Below are 18,439 nucleotides of genomic sequence, written 5' to 3' on the forward strand. Positions count from 1 at the left end.
TCCGCTTAAAGAGTTTGCGTTAAATACTGCAACATACTGTCGACAGTCTGAATACTCTTTGCGGTAATTTCATAACTTCGTTGTGCCTGAATCATATTAACCAACTCTTCAACCACATTGACGTTTGATGCCTCAAGAGAACCTTGCAGTAACGTTCCTAATCCGGAATTACCTGGATTATCGGTTTGTGGTGTACCACTGGCAGCCGTTTCAGTATATAAATTCTGTCCTATGGGTTGCAGTCCTGCATTATTAATAAAATTGGTTAATTGGATGGTTCCAATCACTGATGGTGTATTATTTCCAGCAACGGTAGCACTTACCGTTCCATCTGTACCTATGGTAATGCCAGTTGTTTGAGCGGGAACCGTAATTGCTGGTTGAATGGGATATCCATTACTGTTAACAATCTGTCCTGTATTATCGGTTTTAAGACTTCCATCTCGAGTATAAGCTTGTGTACCATCAGGCATCAAAACAGTTAAAAATCCCTGACCTTCAATCGCAACATCCAGAGGATTCTGGGTATTTTGCAGACCACCCTGAGAGAACATTTTTTCTGTGGCTACTAAATGAACTCCTGTTCCCATATTGATTCCAGTTGGGATTTGAGAGTTTTGAGAAGATTGTGCGCCCGCCTGACGCAGGTTTTGATAAATTAAATCTTCGAATAATGCCCTACCCTTTTTAAAACCGGTTGTATTGACGTTTGCAAGATTATTCGCAATGGTAGCAATATTCTTATCCTGGGCTTCCAGGCCAGATTTACTGACCCATAGTGCTGGTTCCATGAAAGTCTCCCGCAATTATTCTTATTATTATAAAGACTAGTCCTGCAATAGTTGTGCCAGTTTCTGTCCATTATCATCAACTGTTGATAAAATTTTCATTTGAGCATCAAATTCGCGACCGGCACTAATCATTCCAACCATCTGATCAATTGCCTTAACATTTGACCCTTCAATCGCGCCATTAATCAATTTTACAGTCGCATCTGCCTTGGCAACGCCGCCTTGCTTAAGCTGTAATAATCCCTCATCATTTTTAACGATATTGGTTTTATCCAGTGTCACCAGTTTAATTCTATCCAGTATTGCCAGGCTTTTGATATCACCATCCAAAGGAATTATCGTTATCGTACCATCATTACCAATTTCTATAGATTTTGCAGGTGGAATGGAAATAGGTCCGCCATCACCTAGAACCACCTTACCTGAGGCTGTAATTAATTGCCTGTTAACATCCAATCGCAGACTCCCTCCGCGCGTATACGCTTCTTTTCCCTGACTGTCTTTTACTGCCATCCATCCTTCACCATCTATGGCTATATCCAGATCACGGCCAGTTGGTATAATTTCACCAGGAGACAAATCAATGCCATTAGGCCCCTGAACTATAAACGATTGTCCGTTTTTATCATTGACTCCATTTGCATCATTCATATACATGGTTTGTGCCTGATATAAATCAGCTTTAAAACCTGGGGTATTAATATTCGCCAAATTATTGGCGATTAATTCCTGTCGTTTAAAATCAGAACGACCCCCACTAATTGCATTATACAGGATAGGCTCCATGGCTTATCTCCTACCGAATATTAATGATGGTTTGAGTAATGGCATCCCCTGTTCGTATGGTTTGTGCATTAGCCTGAAAGTTACGCTGTGCACCGATTAATTTGACCAGTTCACTGGTTAAATCCACATTAGACTCTTCCAGCCTGCCGGAGTTAATCAATCCCAAACCACCGGTTCCTGCACCGCTCACCAAAGGCTGACCTGAAGAGAAGGTCTCTGCCCAACTCGTATTACCTAAATTTTGCAGGCTTTCAGGATCAGCAAAGTTTGCCAACTGAATCTGCCCCATAGTCAGTGTACGTCCATTGGTATATCGTCCCAGGATGACCCCTGAGTCATCAATATCCAAACCAGCAAGACTTCCTGTTGTATACCCGTCATTTTGAGTAGATTGAACAGCAAATGGACTACCAAATTGTGTACTATCAGATAAATCAATATTGAGACTTAAAGGATTAGATCCATTATTTAAATTAAGGGATAAAGGAATAAAATTATTGGGCAATGCCGCATTTGCTGTATTGGTTACCCCAACAAAAGTTCCATCGGTATTAAAGTTTGCTCTGAACAAATTATCCGTATTATGTGGCCCGACGTTGGCAGGTACGTTTTGATTATCAATTTGAAAGGCAACATACCATTGATTCTCTGTACCCGCCGGCGAGGCAGCATTAGGTGCTCCTGCTGCAGCCGTTGAATCTGCCCTGACAAAGTACATGCTCAATACATGAGAGTTACCCAAACTGTCGTAAATAGTTGATGAACTGACATTGTTATAAGTATCGGTAGAAGGTGTAGCGCCACCAGCCCAATCAACCGCAGGTGCTTTGCTCTGAGAATATAAGTTGACGCCAGCTGTTACTAAAGTACTCGCCCTGGGGCTAATATTGGCAGTATTGATCTGCAAATCTCCTGAAGCTCCCGTAATGGCACCACTTTTATCAGCAAGCAAACCGGTTAATCGCTGGTTATTTGCATTCACTATATGATTTTCATTATCCAGTTTAAACTGACCTGCCCGGGTATAAACTTTGGCACCCTGATCACTTAAAATAAAGAATCCGGAGCCATTAACAGCAAGGTCTAGAGTATTATTCGTTGGGCTTAACGTTCCCGTAGCAAAAGATTGATGGACTCGAGATAATTTGACACCACTACCAACTGAAGAACTGCCTGTACCATAGGCACTATAAGTATATATATCAGCAAATTCCGCCCGCGCTCCCTTAAATCCTACTGTTGCAGAGTTAGCAATGTTATTTCCAATTACATCCAGGTCTTTGGTTGACGCCTGAATTCCACTTAATGCCGTATTAAAAACCATAATAGCCTCCTGCTTATAATTTTTAGCACTCACCCTGATACATGCAGAGATTGCAGATAGTTTATACTGTTATTTGCCTTACCTGGTCCAGAGAGATTGAACCGACTCCGGCTACATTTAATTTTAAACCCTCTCCATTTTGTCCCAGGCTTACACTGTCTACATTTGCTGAAGTCATGGTTTTTAAGGCAACTTCCTGTCCACCATAAGTACCGTTGACTTTGATTTTATAATTGCCCGCGGCTACGCGTTGATTATTTTGATCGGTTCCATCCCAGCTAATTTGAAAAAATCCTGGTACAGGTTGTCCTAAAGAAATCGTTTTAAGCAGCTCACCTGACTCTGAGTAAATTGACGCTGTTGGATTAGCAAGTCCTGCTGGCATATCAATAGCCGCCTTTGCATCACCCTCTGTACCCAAACTCATGCTGTCGCTGTGAACCAGAACTTTTCGACCCACCAGAGCCGAAGCTTGAAGAGCCTGATTTGATTGTAAAGATGTAGCCATTTGTTGTAAGGAATCCTGCATACGGGTAATACCGTCATTAGTACTAAACTGAGCCAGTTGTGATAAGAACTCACCGTTGGGTTGGGGTTGCATGGGATCCTGATTTTGTACTTGAGCGACCATGAGTCTTAAAAAATCCTGCTGCCCTAAGCTTTTTCTTGCAGACTGATCTGCTTGATTCAGGCCTAAATTAGTTGCTGAATTAGATCCATTTACTGAATTTGTCATCCTTTTCCCCTTATTCACCTTATTCACCCAATTGCAGTGTTCGTTGCATTAATTGCTTGGTTGTATTAAGTAATTCTATGTTCATTTGATACGATCTGGACGCAGAAATCACATTAGCCATTTCTTCTACATAATTAATGTTAGAGGTATAAACAAAACCGTTATCATCCGCCATAGGACTATTAGGATCATATCGTTTTGAAGGCTCCGCATTACTCTCATAAATTCCTTTCAGCTGCACACCCGCTTTAATATTCTCTCCCATCCATTGCTGTGCTTTTTCCTGAACTGCCTGAAAGATAGGATATTTGGCTTGATACACCTCTTCTGGACTGCTGGCCTCAACGTTTGCATTACTCAGATTTCCAGCACTGGTTGTTAATCGAGCAGTTTCTGCCGTCATAGCCGATCCGGCAATGTCAAAAATAGCATTTAATGACATGATTATTCCCCTTTTAACGCTACAATCATTGATTTGATTTTACTGTCAAGAAAACTCAGACTTGCTTGATAATTCAGCGCGTTCTTCGCAAATTCTGCAGTTTCAATATCTTTATCTACTGTGTTACCGTCCATGGATTTATGATTCGACATGCGGTATTTCAATTGAGTAGAAAATTCAGCATTGTTATTAATATGATTCGGTGAAGTCACTTGTAACTGCTGAGAATTTCCTGCCATAGAAGCAGCCAGCACTTCATTAAAATCCATATCCATGGCTTTATAATTTGGAGTATTGACGTTGGCCAAATTGTTCGCCAACTGGGATGCCCGATGATCTCGAGCAATAAGCGCTTTGGCATGAATCCCAAAGTAAGAATCAAGATTAAGAGGCATATTCACTCCTTTTTATTATTAATAATAGTAAAGCAAACATTGTGCCAATACAGAAAGAGTGAGAAAATAAGGGAATTTAACCCGTCTGGAGTACTGTATTATGTCAGTCCTTGCGTCAATTCCTCCAAACGCCATCCAACAGATTAAATCTTATCTGCTCCAACTGCAAAATACAATTTGCGCTTCAATTGAAAAGCTTGATGGTCAAGCTCAATTTAGAGAGGAATCCTGGGATCGTTCAGGTGGTGGAGGCGGGATAACACGAGTGCTATCCAACGGTCGAGTATTTGCCAAGGCAGGCGTCAATTTTTCCCATGTATCAGGTGAACAACTCCCTGTTTCTGCCACAGCGCACAGACCAGAACTGGCCGGTAGAAATTATAGTGCTTTAGGCGTTTCGCTGGTGATTCATCCCGAAAATCCCTATGTTCCCACGTCCCATGCAAATGTACGATTTTTTATCGCTGAAAAAGAAGGAGCGGAACCCGTATGGTGGTTTGGTGGCGGATTTGATTTGACTCCTTACTACGGTTTTGTCGAAGATTGTAAACATTGGCATCAAACAGCATTTGAAGCCTGCCAACCTTTTGGCTCGTCAATCTATCCTGAATTTAAAAAATGGTGTGATGATTATTTCTTTATCAAACACCGAAATGAAGCACGTGGGATTGGGGGATTATTTTTCGATGATTATAATAAAATCAGTTTTGAGCACAGTTTTGCTTTGATGCAAAGTATAGGAAATCATTTTATTCCGGCCTACGCACCAATAGTTTCACGTCGAATAGAACATCCTTATGGACCTGAAGAAAAAGCATTTCAAAATTACAGGCGCGGTCGTTACGTCGAGTTTAATTTAGTCTATGACCGAGGCACTTTATTTGGCTTACAATCAGGAGGCAGAACGGAATCCATATTAGTGTCTCTCCCACCCGAAGTACATTGGAACTACAATTGGCATCCCAAAGAAGGCAGCAAGGAAATAAAATTATATACCGATTTCCTTCCTGCAAAAGATTGGATTAATGCTACTAGCTAGGGATCAAGTATCCAATGGGCTATTTAATTTATAAGTTGAATTATGGCCTGTTGGCAGGTTATCCCATCAGAACCATCAAATCTCTGCATAACGCATGATATCAATCCAATCTAACATCACTTTTTTTCTGTCTCTTCAAACAGAACCATAATCCCAATGCAGCAACACTATTCAGGAGACTAATCAATAGAAACACTTGAGGAATAGCCACTTTAAAATGCAATAAGACCATAACCAAAAAGGTTCCAAATACCATAAATAAAGCATTATAAATATTATTAGCGGCAATAGTTCGTGCGCGTGCGTCAGGATGACTGGCTACCTGTAAATAGGTATATAAAGGTACCACAAATAACCCGGCACAAAATGCCAGCATAAATAAATCAAAAGCTATTCGCCAATGATTAAAATGAGCAAAAAAGACGAACAAAGTCGTTAGATGCTCCGAAACTTGAATCTCTGTCGGGGATGCCCAATAAAGATCAAAAGTAAAACAGGTTAATGCCAACATAGCTACAGGTACTACAGTAAGAGAAACACTCCCTCTTAGAAACAGGTTAATCATTAACGAACCTGAAGCAATACCAATAGAAAATAACGCTAAAAATACTGCGAAAACATGGGTATTTGCCCCCAAAACATAATGAGAGTAATCCGGTAGTTTGGTCAGCAATACGGCACCAATTAACCAGAACCATGAGATAGTCAAAGTAGATAATAAAACTCCCTTCTCCTTTTTGGCCTGTTTTAACATGGCTACCGTCGATCGCCAGATATGTAAATCCAATACTAAAGTAGGAAGTGATGATGGCGCGCTTGGAATAAACATACTGGAGGTTAACCCTGTAAAGGCTGCACACAAGGTCATAACAATTGCAATATAAGGGGTTCCATGCTCCGAGCCAATCGCTAAGGTCCCCAATGTGGTACCCAAAAGAATGGCCATAAATGTACTGGCCTCAATTAAACCCGTAGCGCACATTAAATCTTGCTTCGGTAAGTGATCGGGCAAAATGGCGTATTTTATTGGCCCGAAAAATGAAGAGTGAATTCCCAATCCCGTAAGAGTAAACATCATCAAAAAAATACTCTGTCGGTACAAGGCAAAACTCCCTAATACCATCAGAATAACTTCAAATACTTTTACTAAACGCGTTAATAATGCTTTATCGAACTTATCAGCTAACTGACCAGAGGTTGCAGAAAAAATAAAAAAGGGAGTGATATATAAGGTACCAGCCAATGCCTGATAATATTCAGATTGGGACTGGTTACGGCTTATGTGATAGCTAATCATAGTTAACATTGCCAATTTATAAGCATTATCATTAAAAGCACCGAAAAACTGAGTAAGAAAAAGCGGTAAAAATTTTCTCTGCTTTAAAAGATAGATATAGCCTGCACCCACGATCACCCCATCAATGCTGTTTTAAAAGAATATCAGCAAGGATATTGGTGTCCCGATTGAAAGTAAATGAAAAAACTGAATTACCTGATTATTTAGAAGTACCTATACACAATGTAACAATAAAAATAGAGAGACAAATTAATCGAATAAACAATCCTTGTAGCGAAGAGATTGAGCGTTTCTCCTAAATCTTTATCCACTCAATATATTGGTCGCAACCTGCAGAACGTCCTTGTTTTCGGCTTACGAAGCTGGTCGCAGCTTAATTTAATGCAGGAACAGACAAGTACTGATTTTGAAAACGCGTGTTTAGATGAGACGGCTCATCAGCTTGTTCTGAGTCTAAATTCAATCGTTCCAATACCTGAGCTGACAAAGGAGCGATACTTCCCTCAAGAGCTTTCAAAGCAAAACTTCGTTCCGATGAAGGAACCAACACTGCAATCTGATTTATCGCTTTAACAATACAATTGGCAATTTCATGTGCTTTATGTTGTTCAACACACAGTTCCAAATTCTCGCCTTCATGCAACAAAGCTTGCCAAGGTCTTTTATTAAAAAATCCTGGTGTACCTCCGAAACGTCGCTGGATGTCATTCTGTTCCATTTCTTTATCATAATAATCCAATCGCACCGACAGGGTTTCATGGTCGACACGCAAATTCCAGTCGGAATTGTAATGACGTACATACATTTCATGAAACAAATTGACAAACGTATTTAAGACTTCATTGTCCTTAAATGCCAAACCAAGCTCCACGCGCATTCCAGTACTTTTTTGATTGACCTTCCAATGAACACCAACAATACCGTCTGATTGCAATAAGGATTCTTGTTGAGGCATTGCTCCAGGCAAGGTATAAGTACTGCCCACAATCGAAAAGCCATGCGAAAAATTTCCAAAATCAGATTTTTTAGGCACAACCGAGCAGACACCAAATCGTTGCTCTATCATCTGGAATATCTCATCCAAAGGTTTTTCGCATACTGACGCATCCCTGGAACGTTTCATATGAAGATGAAAATCATAACAAACCTCCCCAGGATTCACTGCGGAATTTATGGTCGTACGCCGAATCACGGCATCTAAACCTAATTCTTCTTTAAAAAATACAACCAGTGCTTCTCGATTTGCGGAAAAGCCTAACGGACTTTGATCGATATCCCCTTTAATTTCGGAAAAGATTATTTCCGCCTCTCCTTCTGGTCGTAATAATAAACCTAAATATACCGCTGCCTGAAAAGGATTTTTATCATAGGTAACAGCACCGTACGTTTCGATAACACGAGTTACTCTTCCTCGGAGAATATCAAATAACCACCTCGCATGTTCCCCATTAGGAACAGGACTAAAACAACACACATCAATGTGATTTTTATTGTGTTCAGGTAAATCCTGCAGACTGAATCCAATAGTAAAATTATTGTCTTTTTTATAACTGGTTAAGGCATGACCATCACCCATTCCGGAATCAACAACTATCGCAAACTCATTATTTTGCTCTAAGTGAGCCGCTAGAAGTCGTTGATTACGGGCGCGAGATAATTTAGCGAAGTGTAAACGATTATAATCCAGCCAATCCCTGCTGTGTGGGTAATCGATCACAGGCCAAGGCAAACCGTCATCGGCATAGGTTTTGTTCTGCAATTGAGATCTTACAAACTCAATATCCGCTATTTTTTTTGGGTCAACTTCGCATGGAGCAGCAGAAATTTCTTTCGATGGCAGGTTATCATCCCCATTAACCACGTGATAAGACGCTAAATTGCATGAGATCTCCAATAACTCATTCAAGTAATTTTGAAACTGATTCCGCACAATATCTGGTTGCTCTAACCAATTGAACTTCTCCATTACTGCGAGCAGATGATCAAGTCGTCGCAAATACTGTTGTTCGATTACTCTAATTTGTTGTTCAGTTAATCCATTAATCCGAATACTTGCTTCATCATCCGCGATAACGCTAATTTGATCCGACAACAATCCTTTAATATCACTGGCAAAATCATTTAAATTTAAAATAGCCTGTTTTACCTCATGTCCATCAGGTAAATGAGGCATCATTTTATTAGTGATGGAACAATGTGGAAGATTTTGTGGCGATAAATCGGAACCAATCCAGGTATAAGCCCCTCGATCCTGGTGTATCGATTTGGCAGCGTTCTGCTTTAACTCATTTAGTAACTTGGTAAACATAATTATTACCCACTCTCACTGATTAAAAAGAGCACACTATAAGCCATTGATGAACAAAATGTTATGGCGAAAATCGGACAGCTAAAAGTAGACATGCAAACAAAAAGCGATTGTGTTCAGTTTAAAACCATGCTAGACTGTATCAAATTTAATCACCTTGAGAAATTAATGACTGCTTTGAGCGATTTTAAAGTACATCCTTGTTTAAAACATCATGAAATGATTAAGGATATATGCCGTCCTCTAAAAGGTCTGGGGGTACATTTTTTCGGATATACCGCCGTTGATTCAATGAATAATGGATATTGCCTTGGCTCCAGGGCAAACTACGCAGAAGAGTACCTGCGTAAAAAACATGTAAAAAATGATTTAAATTATAGAGATGAGAAACCAAAAAGTAAAAAAGACTATGATTTTTGGGACTTTCAAGAACTTGATTCCAACAAAAAAGACCTGTACCAGATGGCTGCAGAATTTGATCAAGGACACACGTTAAGCATTACCAAACACGAAATTGACATGACCCACAGCTTTCACTTTAGTGGTCAGCTGGCAGATGAAGGCTTTAACCAACGTTTACTTGAAAAAATGGACACTGTACATGCTTTCATGGATTTATTTAGCCACCAATTAAATAACATCCCTGAACTCAATGAAATCTATAATTATCCAGAGCGTATAGACAACCCGGTTACCTCAGAGAATAGAACCATTACATTAATCGATATCGATCCACGCAGTTTCACTATTGATCACAAAGCGCGCCATACCATTAACTTTAAATCAGAATCCAAATATCTACTAACTGCTAACGAAAGAGAGTGTTTAAAGTGGTTAATCAAAGGCAAATCAGCTGAAATGATTGCTGAGATTAATCACATTTCAAGAAAAACCGTTGAGCGATACATCTCCTCATTAAAAGAAAAATTTCAATGCTATACCCTGTTCCAATTAGGGCAGAGAGTAGCTGAGCATGGGATAGCAGAATTTTTATAGACTGCGCTTCAATGAATTAAGGATCTGCACTGCCCACTATCATCCTTTTAATTCACTCAGGCTAATTCATCCAGCAAATGCGCTATTTTTTTCGTTTCGCCCTGATAAAACAGGGTATCAACGGGACATAAGACAAATTGACTGGGTAATAACTCTTTTTTAATTGGTTTAAATCCATTCTTTTCATAAAATCTCTGCGCTGCTTGCAGTTGATCTACAGTTCCTAGAAATAATTCTTTGAAGCCATGTTTTAAAGCGTTCTTAATCAATGTCCGTAACAATAATGACGCAATTCCAAGACCGCGGTATTCAGGCGTAAGAAAAAATTTTTTCAGCTCACCTTGTGTATCATTCAATTTCTTTAGACCAATACTCCCAATGATCGCCCCTTGGGCATCGACTGCATACCAAAAATTACAGGAATTATGAAAATAGTACTCTTCTTCTGCCTTAAGAACCGATGCATTGATTTCTGGTGTTATAGAGATATTAAATTCATCAACCTGAATTCGCTCAATCATATGAATTATTTGTTTACGTAATGTTCTTGAAGTTGAAAGTCTTAATATTTTAACCTGATCACGAACGATACGACTTTGCTCCAACGCCAAGGCATATTTTCCAATGGCGCTGATTACCTGCTCTTTATCTTCCTGAGTCAGGAAATGAAATGCCCGCTTAATTTTGGTATTCGAATACTCATCAATATACTGTATTTTTTCTTTACCCTTTTCAGTGATTCTAAGAAATCGTTCCCGCTTATCTATCCCTTCTGTGACGGTGATTAAACCATCATTAATGAGCGATGCGACAATACGAGATAAGGTGGGCAAGGAGATTAATAATAGTTGACTCAATTTGGCACTGGTCACATCAGGTTCTTTATTTATCTCGATTAAAGCATGCCAGTATGAAGGTTGTTCTTTGGCATCTATCTTATTTAGCTGCAACATTCCTAACTCGCGAATCAATTTTCTGGAGTGATGTCTTAATAAATTAATTGAATCATTCATTTGCAGAACCCTGGCAATAATTATAAATATGATTTCAATTTTAATATATTTTACTTAAAATAGCATAATATTAATTAATTATATTCATATATCTGATCATAAACATTGCATAAAAATTACATATTAGTTAAAATGGTTTCATATTTTATGTATTTTTATAAATAAAACACAACAAAATACCCCTGAGATCGAAACAAAAAGACGATTAAATGAATAGACTGGGGTGTTTTCGCAAGTGCTGATTACAATATAAATCGTACTGAGCTGCTTGAACTATGCGGTTTTATAAAAGAGGTATTCATTTACCAGGATATAAATAAAAAATCCGTTTTGCGTTTAGTTAGCGAATTTATTAATATGTATGGAGTTTCTATGGATCATCTAAATCAACTTTCAGCCCTTCTGCCTCTAATCGCGTTGGTTTTTATCTCTTTAATAAGCCCAGGACCAGACTTTGCCATCACCGTTAAAAACAGCCTGGTTTATTCAAGACGCAGCGGTTTATTAACCGCATTGGGGATTGCATTGGGAAGTTTAATCCACATCAGTTATACCCTGCTTGGCTTAGGCCTGTTAATAACAGAAATTCCTGTTTTAATGCGATGCATCCAATATATTGGCGCATCATACCTCTTATATATTGGCTATAAAAATCTGATGTCTAAAGCAGCTGGAGATCGCATCGATGGATTTGACAGTACTGTAGATCTAAAACCTTTACAGGCTTTTTCAGTTGGCTTTATAACCAATTTATTTAATCCCAAAGCCATGTTATTTTTTATCAGTCTATTTTCCGTACTCATGCCCCGGAATATTTCAGACTCCAATAAATTATTTCTAGCCGTTGTACTTTTTTTAGAAACCTTGCTCTGGTTTTCATTTGTAGCCTTCAGTCTTTCTGGAACAACAACTCGAGCAAAATTCCAGAAAGTCAGCCATTGGATTGAGCGAGTAACCGGGGCCATTTTAATTGTACTTTCACTTAAATTATTTTTTAGTCAAGTTACTGGTTAACAAGCTAAAAGGCATAACCGCTGATATAAATTACTGCCAGACAACGGATGAAGTGTAAAGAACTTAAAACTGAATTTCCAACCCGAATACATCCGGATACTGTTCTGGGTGCAGCAATAAGCTGGACCCAGATTATTGTTCGGATTGAATCACATACAATACGTGTCGTGCTAAAGGATGAGAAGGCTCAAGATTCGGATGCAGAAAATCACCATCACTCACGCGTGTCATCCCTATTTTTTCCATAACCCTTCTTGATCTGAGATTATCAGGCACCGTAAACGAAACCACTTTCTTCAGTTTTAAATGATGAAACGCAAATTCCAGCACTGCTTGAGCACCTTCAGTTGCATATCCTTTGCCCCAACTGGATGAAGCGAGACGCCATCCAATCTCGACACAAGGCGTAAAATGCGCCTCCCAGGAAGGAGCATTTAATCCAATAAAACCAATAAATGCCTGAGTTTCCTTTTCCTCTACAGCCCAAAGGGTAAATCCTTTATTAACAAGTTGCGATTTCATTCGTGTTATAAAAGAGTGCACCATATCCATAGTCCACACACCAGGAAAGTACTCCATTACCTTAGGATCCTGATTCATCAAAAAGAAAGGTGAAACATCTTCATCCTTCCAGTCTCGTAAAATTAAACGAGAAGTTTCCAAACTGTTCATGGCAAATAAATCCTTCCTTCCATATAAAGGTGACAGTTACCATACAATAAAACACGCTTATCCTTGATCTCACAGTACAGTTCCCCCTGCCTGCGACCGCCTTGAAGAGCATGAATACCCGATTTATTTAATTCCTTACACCAATAAGGTGCTATGACGCAATGAGCTGAGCCGGTTACCGGATCTTCTGGTACATCACATCCAGGATAAAAGCATCGCGAATAGACATCAGTATGAGTTCCTGGAGCAGTTAAAATTAATCCTCTGTAATCCAGTCTGGCCACAGCAGACAAATCAGGAATCGCTTCCTTGACATCCAACGCATCTTCATAAACAAACATCAAATCAAATTGACTTTGAAATACTCTATAAGGCATTTTTAAATTTAAATGATGAAACTCAGGTGTCCATACGATTTCGTTTAATGGCAATGCAGGGAAATTCATGACCAAACCCTGATGTGATTTTTTAACAATCAATTCGCCACTTAAACTATTAAATCGAATGTCCTGTTCTTTATATCCCATTTTTTCAAAAATAATATAAGCGCTGGCGAGTGTTGCATGACCACAAAGGGCAACTTCTTCATTGGGGGTCATCCAACGTATTCTGAATCCATTTCCTTCGGGTACAAAAAACGCGGTTTCAGATAAATTATTTTCCGCAGCTATAGCCTGCATTTCCGCATCAGTAAGCCACTCATTCAAGGGACATACTGCTGCAGGATTTCCCTTAAATAAACTTGATGCAAAAGCATCAACCTGATATATCGTCAAACTGTTCATATTTATCTCCCAAAGAAGCGTATACATAATATACATAGTTTGTTATTATGTAGCAAGCTATATAAATTAAGGATTTCCATGTATCTGTCTACTTTATTTAAAAAAACCAACAGATTATTGCTCAAACGAGCTAATGAATTAATCAAACCTTATGCAATAAACCACGCATACACCTTTATTCTGATGGAGTTATTTAATCAGGATGGGTTAACTCAAACAGAACTCGTGCAATTAATTGATGTAGAACAGCCCACACTGGTCAGAACACTGGATAGAATGGAACGAGATGGATTTATTATTCGAAATCAAAGTTCTTATGACAGGAGAGCAGTAAATATACATCTAACACCCAAAGCGAAGGCTACAAAAGATAATCTCGATCTTATCGCTCAGCAGCTTAATAAAGAGACACTAACCGGTTTTTCTGCTGAAGAACAAACTAATTTGCGCGACTATATGCACCGAATATCAGAAAATTTGAAACACAATTTTAATAAGTGATATATAGAAATTAAATTTGTAGTTTGTTAATTTGGAATCAGATTTTCTTTATCTATTCCATTCTGGATAAATAATTCTCAATATTTCAGAGGATTAAATGAATTCAGTCATTTATTCTACTTAAAAAATTCATCTCGACAGTGACTATGGATTAAAAAATAAAAATCATCACAAAATATAAATTACAAACTCTCTTTGAAATTATTTAACAATGTGATTAAATATGCAACACTGTAAAATACATGTATTCTATCCTACGCTTTAGTACACTTTTGGAGTTGCGATTTTGATTTATGAGATATATTCCTTCGATTTTGATGGATGCCTGGCAAACCTCTTATATTTATCCAGTAAGAAAAAAGACATCATTCGTGCCAATCAAGTCTTGCTCGCACAAATCAAATCATCTCCAAATCCCAAAATTATTCTGGTTGGCTCCAACAGACAGGGCCTCATGGATGATTTTACCAACGCTGCGGATAATGAACGAGGATCCTGTTTCCCGGCAATAAAATTGATCAGTCAGGAGCTGAATTCTCACGAAGCTCCTACAACTCTGGATGAACTGTTACTTAGTGATATCTATAACGACATGCCTGATGGCGCTTCTTTTAAAGAAGCAATGAAATATATAAACAAAAACAACAAAGATTATAAAGTTGGCAAGATAAAGAAACCCGAACAATTTCCAAACTGGATTCATGATGAGAGCAAATTAACGGTTATTTATGCTCAAATGCACAAAATGGCGAAAGAACATCCGTATGATGATCTTCAATTTAATTTCATTGATGATCGCGAAGATATTTTAAATCACTTACATGACTATTTTCTAAAATACCCTGAACTGATTCCCCATAATGTCACTTTAAACTTAAAAAGATATATGGGGCCAATTGATAAATTCGAAAACCCGATTGATCCCTTGGTAACGGAATACGCACCTATCAAAGGAACAAGACCTGAAGCGGATCATGACTACCGGCAAACGGTTAAAATGATGGCTGCGGTGACCATTGAGCAAATGAATGCGCATGATTACTATCTATGCGCAACCAAGGCCAAAAGTCCTATACAAAGCTACGAGGAAGCAAAAAAATACAATTACAATATATCGGTGATTAAAGCCGTTGGTTATTATAAACCAGGTATGATGCCCATTAATCCACCAGAATTGACTACCCCCAAAAAAAGCCGATTCGGAATTTTTGGAAAATCATTCTTTTCCAGTAAAAATTTAACAAGCGAAATGAACAGTTCATCTTATAGTTCTACTCCTTCGCTTTCCATTCCAAGCAGCAGTAAAGACCCAAGTCCCAAGCCTGGTTTTAGTTATGCCTCGAGTTCTACCTCAAACTCATACATTGACGATGATTCTGATCCTGTCCAAATGCCAAAACATAGTGTTGATTTTGAATTGGGATTTGACCCTATTCCAGAAATTCCGTTAGAAGAAATTAAACATGAAACTCATGCACCAGAATACCCGATTTTTAATGCCGAACAGCTCGAAACTAATGCAGTAACAGTCCCTCGAGCTATAGGGCTACACCGCTTATTCCCCCCCATGGAGGGCGAGCCCCAGGAAATTATTGTATCCGAGCCCAATACCGAAACAGGTACAAGCATAACGGCTCATTCAAATTAACTTGCAACAAAGCATATAGAGTGGGAATAGGCCATTTGTAGCAATCAATAAAATGTTGCCTTTGCGACTCCAATATTGAATTGTAACAAAGCATCCCTCAGTTTTACCATAATTGAAAAAGACCTTGTCCCTGGCATTTTACTGCATGAACAAATTAGAAATAAAGAGAAAATGGAATAGTTGCTAAGGAGTAAGCCAGACAGAATTATCTGGCTTGGATGTCATATTTATTATTCGTTTGCTTCGGAAGCTAAAACAACCTCTTGGGCTTTCAGTCCTTTGGGACCTTTATCCAGCACAAAAGTAACAGGGTCATTTTCATGAAGTGTTTTAAATCCAACACCTTGAATGTCTTTGTAATGTACAAAAATATCATCGCCCTGCTGATTAATAATAAATCCAAATCCCTTTTTTTCATTAAACCATTTAACATGGCCTGTCTCTCTTTGCGACATTAGCTATCCCCTTTGTCTTAAACTTTTTACATCGTGATCGTTATTTAAAATATATTAATGTTTATTTCAGACAGTCTCTCAAAATGCCTAAAATTAAGTCATTCATTAAGTTGCTATCTGCGCTATAATAAACAGTTTCTCTATGCACGAATAAACACGCACACTCTGATTAGCATAACAGTTTTTTGTTGATTGTTAAGGATTTTTTTCAAAATTTGTGTTTGTTTTCAATAATTTTTTGTTTTAGGAATGAATAATGAATCATACCAAATCATCTTTTATAAAATTAGCTCTAGATTGTCAGGTTTTAAAATTTGGTGAGTTTACGCTGAAATCTGGCCGACTTAGCCCCTACTTTTTTAATGCAGGATTATTTTATCAGGGTAGCGCTTTGCGTAAACTGGGACAATTTTATGCCCAGACCATTATGACTCATCAGGTTGAATTCGATCATTTATTTGGACCCGCCTACAAAGGTCTTCCCCTTGCGACAACTACAGCAGTAGCATTGGATGAATTAGGTAAAGACTGTACTGTCACCTTTAATCGAAAAGAAGTTAAAAATCATGGCGAAGGTGGGCAATTAATCGGCTCTCCATTAACTGGAAAAACGCTTATTATAGATGATGTCATTACCGCAGGAACTGCTTTTAGAGAATCTCAAACGCTCATTAAAGAGAATGGAGGTATTCTCAGCGGAGTAATTATTGCTTTGGATCGATGTGAAAAAGGCCTCACCGAAAAATCAACTTTATCTGAAATCAAAGCTCAAGGGATTAACGTTTATTCTATTATCAATCTATTTGATTTAATTGAGTATCTGAAGAATGACAATCAAAGCACCCAGGTAAACAAATTGGAAGCGTATCAAGAGCTATATGGCTGTGAGAGTTAAGCAATTATTGGATTCTCAGGTTCAACATCATGACCATTGAATTAAGAACAATCCGGGTTACGCATTTACGATAACCCGGAAAAAAAAATAATACTATTTTGCGTCTTCTTCTCTTAGCTCGAGCCACATTGCATTCAATACTGCAAAAAAACAAGCCAAACCAGTACCTAAAACCCAGGAAAAATACCACATACCACTCTCCTCAATAAGCTGAATCCTGATTAGCCAGAACAGTCTTCTCAGTTACTTTGCCTCGCAATACTCTATAAACCCATGCAGTGTAAGCCAATACTATAGGTAAAAATACTATTGTTACAACCAGCATAATAAACAAGGTCAACTGACTGGAGGAACTATCCCAAACCAGCAAACTGTGTTGTGGATAGGTTGATGAAGGAAGAATAAAAGGAAACATACTCACGCCAACAGTTCCAATCAATGTACCCACACTCAGTCCGCTGAATATAAAAGCCAACACCGCTCTGTTTGCAAACACTATTGCTAACAATGCTGAAACAAGACTAAGAGCAGGAACCAGCATCGTCAGGGGGTAAGCAGTATAATTATTAAACCATGCGCCTGCTTGACTTGATGCTGATTTGTATAATGGATTTGATGGACCATCATGCGAAATTATGCCATTAAGAACATACCCGTCAATGCCATAGAAAGTCCAAAAACCCAAAGCGCAAAAGAGTACAATAACACCCAAGGCGCACCACTTGGCGCTAACTCTGGCTCTTTGCTGCAGAACCCCTTCTGTTTTGACCTGAATGAAAAAAGCGCCGTGCATAGCCAGCATTAATACCGACAAAATGCCGCATCCCAGAGCAAAAGGATTTAGTAGCTGCCAGAAGCTTCCTGTATAAAATACTCTTAAGCTCTCATCAAAATAAAAAGGTACTCCCTGCAAAACATTTCCTAAAGCGACTCCAAAGATCAGCGAGGGAACAAAACCACCAATAAATAAAGCCCAATCCCAAGTGGATCGCCAAACTGGATTGGTCAGTTTGGAACGGTATTTAAATCCAACCGGTCTAAGAATTAATGCTAAAAGAACAACCAGCATTGCCAGATAAAAACCGGAAAACGATAGAGCATATAATGCAGGCCAGGCAGCAAAAATAGCGCCGCCACCCAGGATAAACCAAACCTGATTCCCTTCCCAGGTCGGTCCAATACTATTAATGAGCACACGTCGCTCAATATCCGTTTTGCCTAACCAGGGAAGCCACATGGCAACACCCAGGTCAAAACCATCCATAATAGCAAAACCGATTAATAAAATACCGATTAATACCCACCATATAACTCGTAATGTTTCATAATCTAAAGGCATTTG

20 protein-coding genes are annotated in these 18,439 nt (G+C 38.7%); 6 read left to right on the forward strand and 14 right to left on the reverse strand.

Annotation, left to right across the window (positions count from 1 at the left end; genetic code table 11):
- Positions 1-5 precede the first annotated feature (5 nt).
- From flgG to flgB, 6 genes are all read right to left on the reverse strand, one after another.
- On the reverse strand, positions 6-791 hold the full coding sequence (flgG, locus tag IZU94_RS14230) for a flagellar basal-body rod protein FlgG (protein WP_203111956.1): 786 nt from the start codon (positions 789-791) through the stop codon (positions 6-8).
- Between the two features lie 36 nt (positions 792-827).
- Positions 828-1,577, reverse strand: coding sequence for a flagellar basal-body rod protein FlgF (flgF, locus tag IZU94_RS14235; RefSeq protein ID WP_203111959.1), 750 nt, complete (start codon positions 1,575-1,577; stop codon positions 828-830).
- Between the two features lie 10 nt (positions 1,578-1,587).
- Positions 1,588-2,901, reverse strand: coding sequence for a flagellar hook protein FlgE (flgE, locus tag IZU94_RS14240; protein WP_203111962.1), 1,314 nt, complete (start codon positions 2,899-2,901; stop codon positions 1,588-1,590).
- A gap of 61 nt (positions 2,902-2,962) precedes the next feature.
- The gene (locus tag IZU94_RS14245; RefSeq protein WP_203111965.1) at positions 2,963-3,637 is read right to left on the reverse strand and encodes a flagellar hook assembly protein FlgD; all 675 of its coding nucleotides are present in this window, start codon (positions 3,635-3,637) and stop codon (positions 2,963-2,965) included.
- Positions 3,638-3,656: 19 nt separating this feature from the next.
- Complete coding sequence (gene flgC / locus IZU94_RS14250; RefSeq protein ID WP_203111967.1) at positions 3,657-4,079, reverse strand: flagellar basal body rod protein FlgC; 423 nt, start codon at positions 4,077-4,079, stop codon at positions 3,657-3,659.
- A 2-nt stretch (positions 4,080-4,081) separates the two neighbouring features.
- On the reverse strand, positions 4,082-4,474 hold the full coding sequence (flgB, locus tag IZU94_RS14255) for a flagellar basal body rod protein FlgB (RefSeq protein ID WP_203111969.1): 393 nt from the start codon (positions 4,472-4,474) through the stop codon (positions 4,082-4,084).
- 100 nt (positions 4,475-4,574) lie between these two features.
- Here flgB and hemF point away from each other — a divergent pair, with 100 nt between their 5' ends.
- Positions 4,575-5,513 carry an oxygen-dependent coproporphyrinogen oxidase gene (hemF, locus tag IZU94_RS14260; RefSeq protein WP_203111971.1) on the forward strand — a complete coding sequence of 313 codons (939 nt, stop codon included), beginning with the start codon at positions 4,575-4,577 and terminating at the stop codon, positions 5,511-5,513.
- A 100-nt stretch (positions 5,514-5,613) separates the two neighbouring features.
- On the opposite strand, the gene IZU94_RS14265 is transcribed toward hemF, so the two are convergent.
- Both IZU94_RS14265 and IZU94_RS14270 read right to left on the reverse strand, forming a co-directional pair.
- Entirely contained in the window at positions 5,614-6,921 is a 1,308-nt protein-coding gene (locus IZU94_RS14265; RefSeq protein ID WP_203111973.1) for an MFS transporter, read from the reverse strand.
- Between the two features lie 262 nt (positions 6,922-7,183).
- The gene (locus tag IZU94_RS14270) at positions 7,184-9,118 is read right to left on the reverse strand and encodes a hypothetical protein (protein WP_203111975.1); all 1,935 of its coding nucleotides are present in this window, start codon (positions 9,116-9,118) and stop codon (positions 7,184-7,186) included.
- Positions 9,119-9,181: 63 nt separating this feature from the next.
- Here IZU94_RS14270 and IZU94_RS14275 point away from each other — a divergent pair, with 63 nt between their 5' ends.
- On the forward strand, positions 9,182-10,114 hold the full coding sequence (locus IZU94_RS14275) for a helix-turn-helix transcriptional regulator (protein WP_203111977.1): 933 nt from the start codon (positions 9,182-9,184) through the stop codon (positions 10,112-10,114).
- Between the two features lie 56 nt (positions 10,115-10,170).
- On the opposite strand, the gene IZU94_RS14280 is transcribed toward IZU94_RS14275, so the two are convergent.
- A complete protein-coding gene (locus IZU94_RS14280; protein WP_203111980.1) occupies positions 10,171-11,127 on the reverse strand; it encodes a bifunctional helix-turn-helix transcriptional regulator/GNAT family N-acetyltransferase in 957 nt (318 codons plus the stop codon).
- Positions 11,128-11,499: 372 nt separating this feature from the next.
- Here IZU94_RS14280 and IZU94_RS14285 point away from each other — a divergent pair, with 372 nt between their 5' ends.
- Positions 11,500-12,141, forward strand: coding sequence for a LysE family transporter (locus IZU94_RS14285; protein ID WP_203111994.1), 642 nt, complete (start codon positions 11,500-11,502; stop codon positions 12,139-12,141).
- A gap of 132 nt (positions 12,142-12,273) precedes the next feature.
- Here IZU94_RS14285 and IZU94_RS14290 read toward each other — a convergent pair whose 3' ends face one another.
- Positions 12,274-12,813 carry a GNAT family N-acetyltransferase gene (locus IZU94_RS14290; protein WP_203111997.1) on the reverse strand — a complete coding sequence of 180 codons (540 nt, stop codon included), beginning with the start codon at positions 12,811-12,813 and terminating at the stop codon, positions 12,274-12,276.
- Entirely contained in the window at positions 12,810-13,598 is a 789-nt protein-coding gene (locus tag IZU94_RS14295) for a PhzF family phenazine biosynthesis protein (RefSeq protein WP_203112000.1), read from the reverse strand. The genes IZU94_RS14290 and IZU94_RS14295 overlap by 4 nt, the downstream gene beginning before the upstream one ends.
- A 78-nt stretch (positions 13,599-13,676) precedes the next feature.
- Here IZU94_RS14295 and IZU94_RS14300 point away from each other — a divergent pair, with 78 nt between their 5' ends.
- Both IZU94_RS14300 and IZU94_RS14305 read left to right on the forward strand, forming a co-directional pair.
- Positions 13,677-14,099 (forward strand): MarR family winged helix-turn-helix transcriptional regulator, encoded by a 423-nt coding sequence (locus tag IZU94_RS14300; RefSeq protein WP_203112004.1) that lies wholly within the window; start codon positions 13,677-13,679, stop codon positions 14,097-14,099.
- Positions 14,100-14,385: 286 nt separating this feature from the next.
- Positions 14,386-15,747: a hypothetical protein gene (locus tag IZU94_RS14305; RefSeq protein WP_203112008.1), complete on the forward strand. Its 1,362-nt coding sequence runs from the start codon at positions 14,386-14,388 to the stop codon at positions 15,745-15,747.
- Positions 15,748-15,977: 230 nt separating this feature from the next.
- On the opposite strand, the gene IZU94_RS14310 is transcribed toward IZU94_RS14305, so the two are convergent.
- On the reverse strand, positions 15,978-16,202 hold the full coding sequence (locus tag IZU94_RS14310; protein WP_203112011.1) for a cold-shock protein: 225 nt from the start codon (positions 16,200-16,202) through the stop codon (positions 15,978-15,980).
- A gap of 256 nt (positions 16,203-16,458) precedes the next feature.
- Here IZU94_RS14310 and pyrE point away from each other — a divergent pair, with 256 nt between their 5' ends.
- Complete coding sequence (gene pyrE / locus IZU94_RS14315) at positions 16,459-17,097, forward strand: orotate phosphoribosyltransferase (RefSeq protein ID WP_203112014.1); 639 nt, start codon at positions 16,459-16,461, stop codon at positions 17,095-17,097.
- Between the two features lie 93 nt (positions 17,098-17,190).
- On the opposite strand, the gene cydX is transcribed toward pyrE, so the two are convergent.
- Both cydX and cydB read right to left on the reverse strand, forming a co-directional pair.
- The gene (gene cydX / locus IZU94_RS14320) at positions 17,191-17,289 is read right to left on the reverse strand and encodes a cytochrome bd-I oxidase subunit CydX (protein WP_065240195.1); all 99 of its coding nucleotides are present in this window, start codon (positions 17,287-17,289) and stop codon (positions 17,191-17,193) included.
- A 10-nt stretch (positions 17,290-17,299) separates the two neighbouring features.
- The gene (gene cydB, locus IZU94_RS14325; RefSeq protein ID WP_203112017.1) at positions 17,300-18,436 is read right to left on the reverse strand and encodes a cytochrome d ubiquinol oxidase subunit II; all 1,137 of its coding nucleotides are present in this window, start codon (positions 18,434-18,436) and stop codon (positions 17,300-17,302) included.
- Positions 18,437-18,439: the final 3 nt, after the last annotated feature.

The sequence above is a fragment of the Legionella bononiensis genome, from assembly GCF_016786215.1.
In the GTDB taxonomy this organism is placed as follows: Bacteria; Pseudomonadota; Gammaproteobacteria; order Legionellales; family Legionellaceae; genus Legionella; species Legionella bononiensis.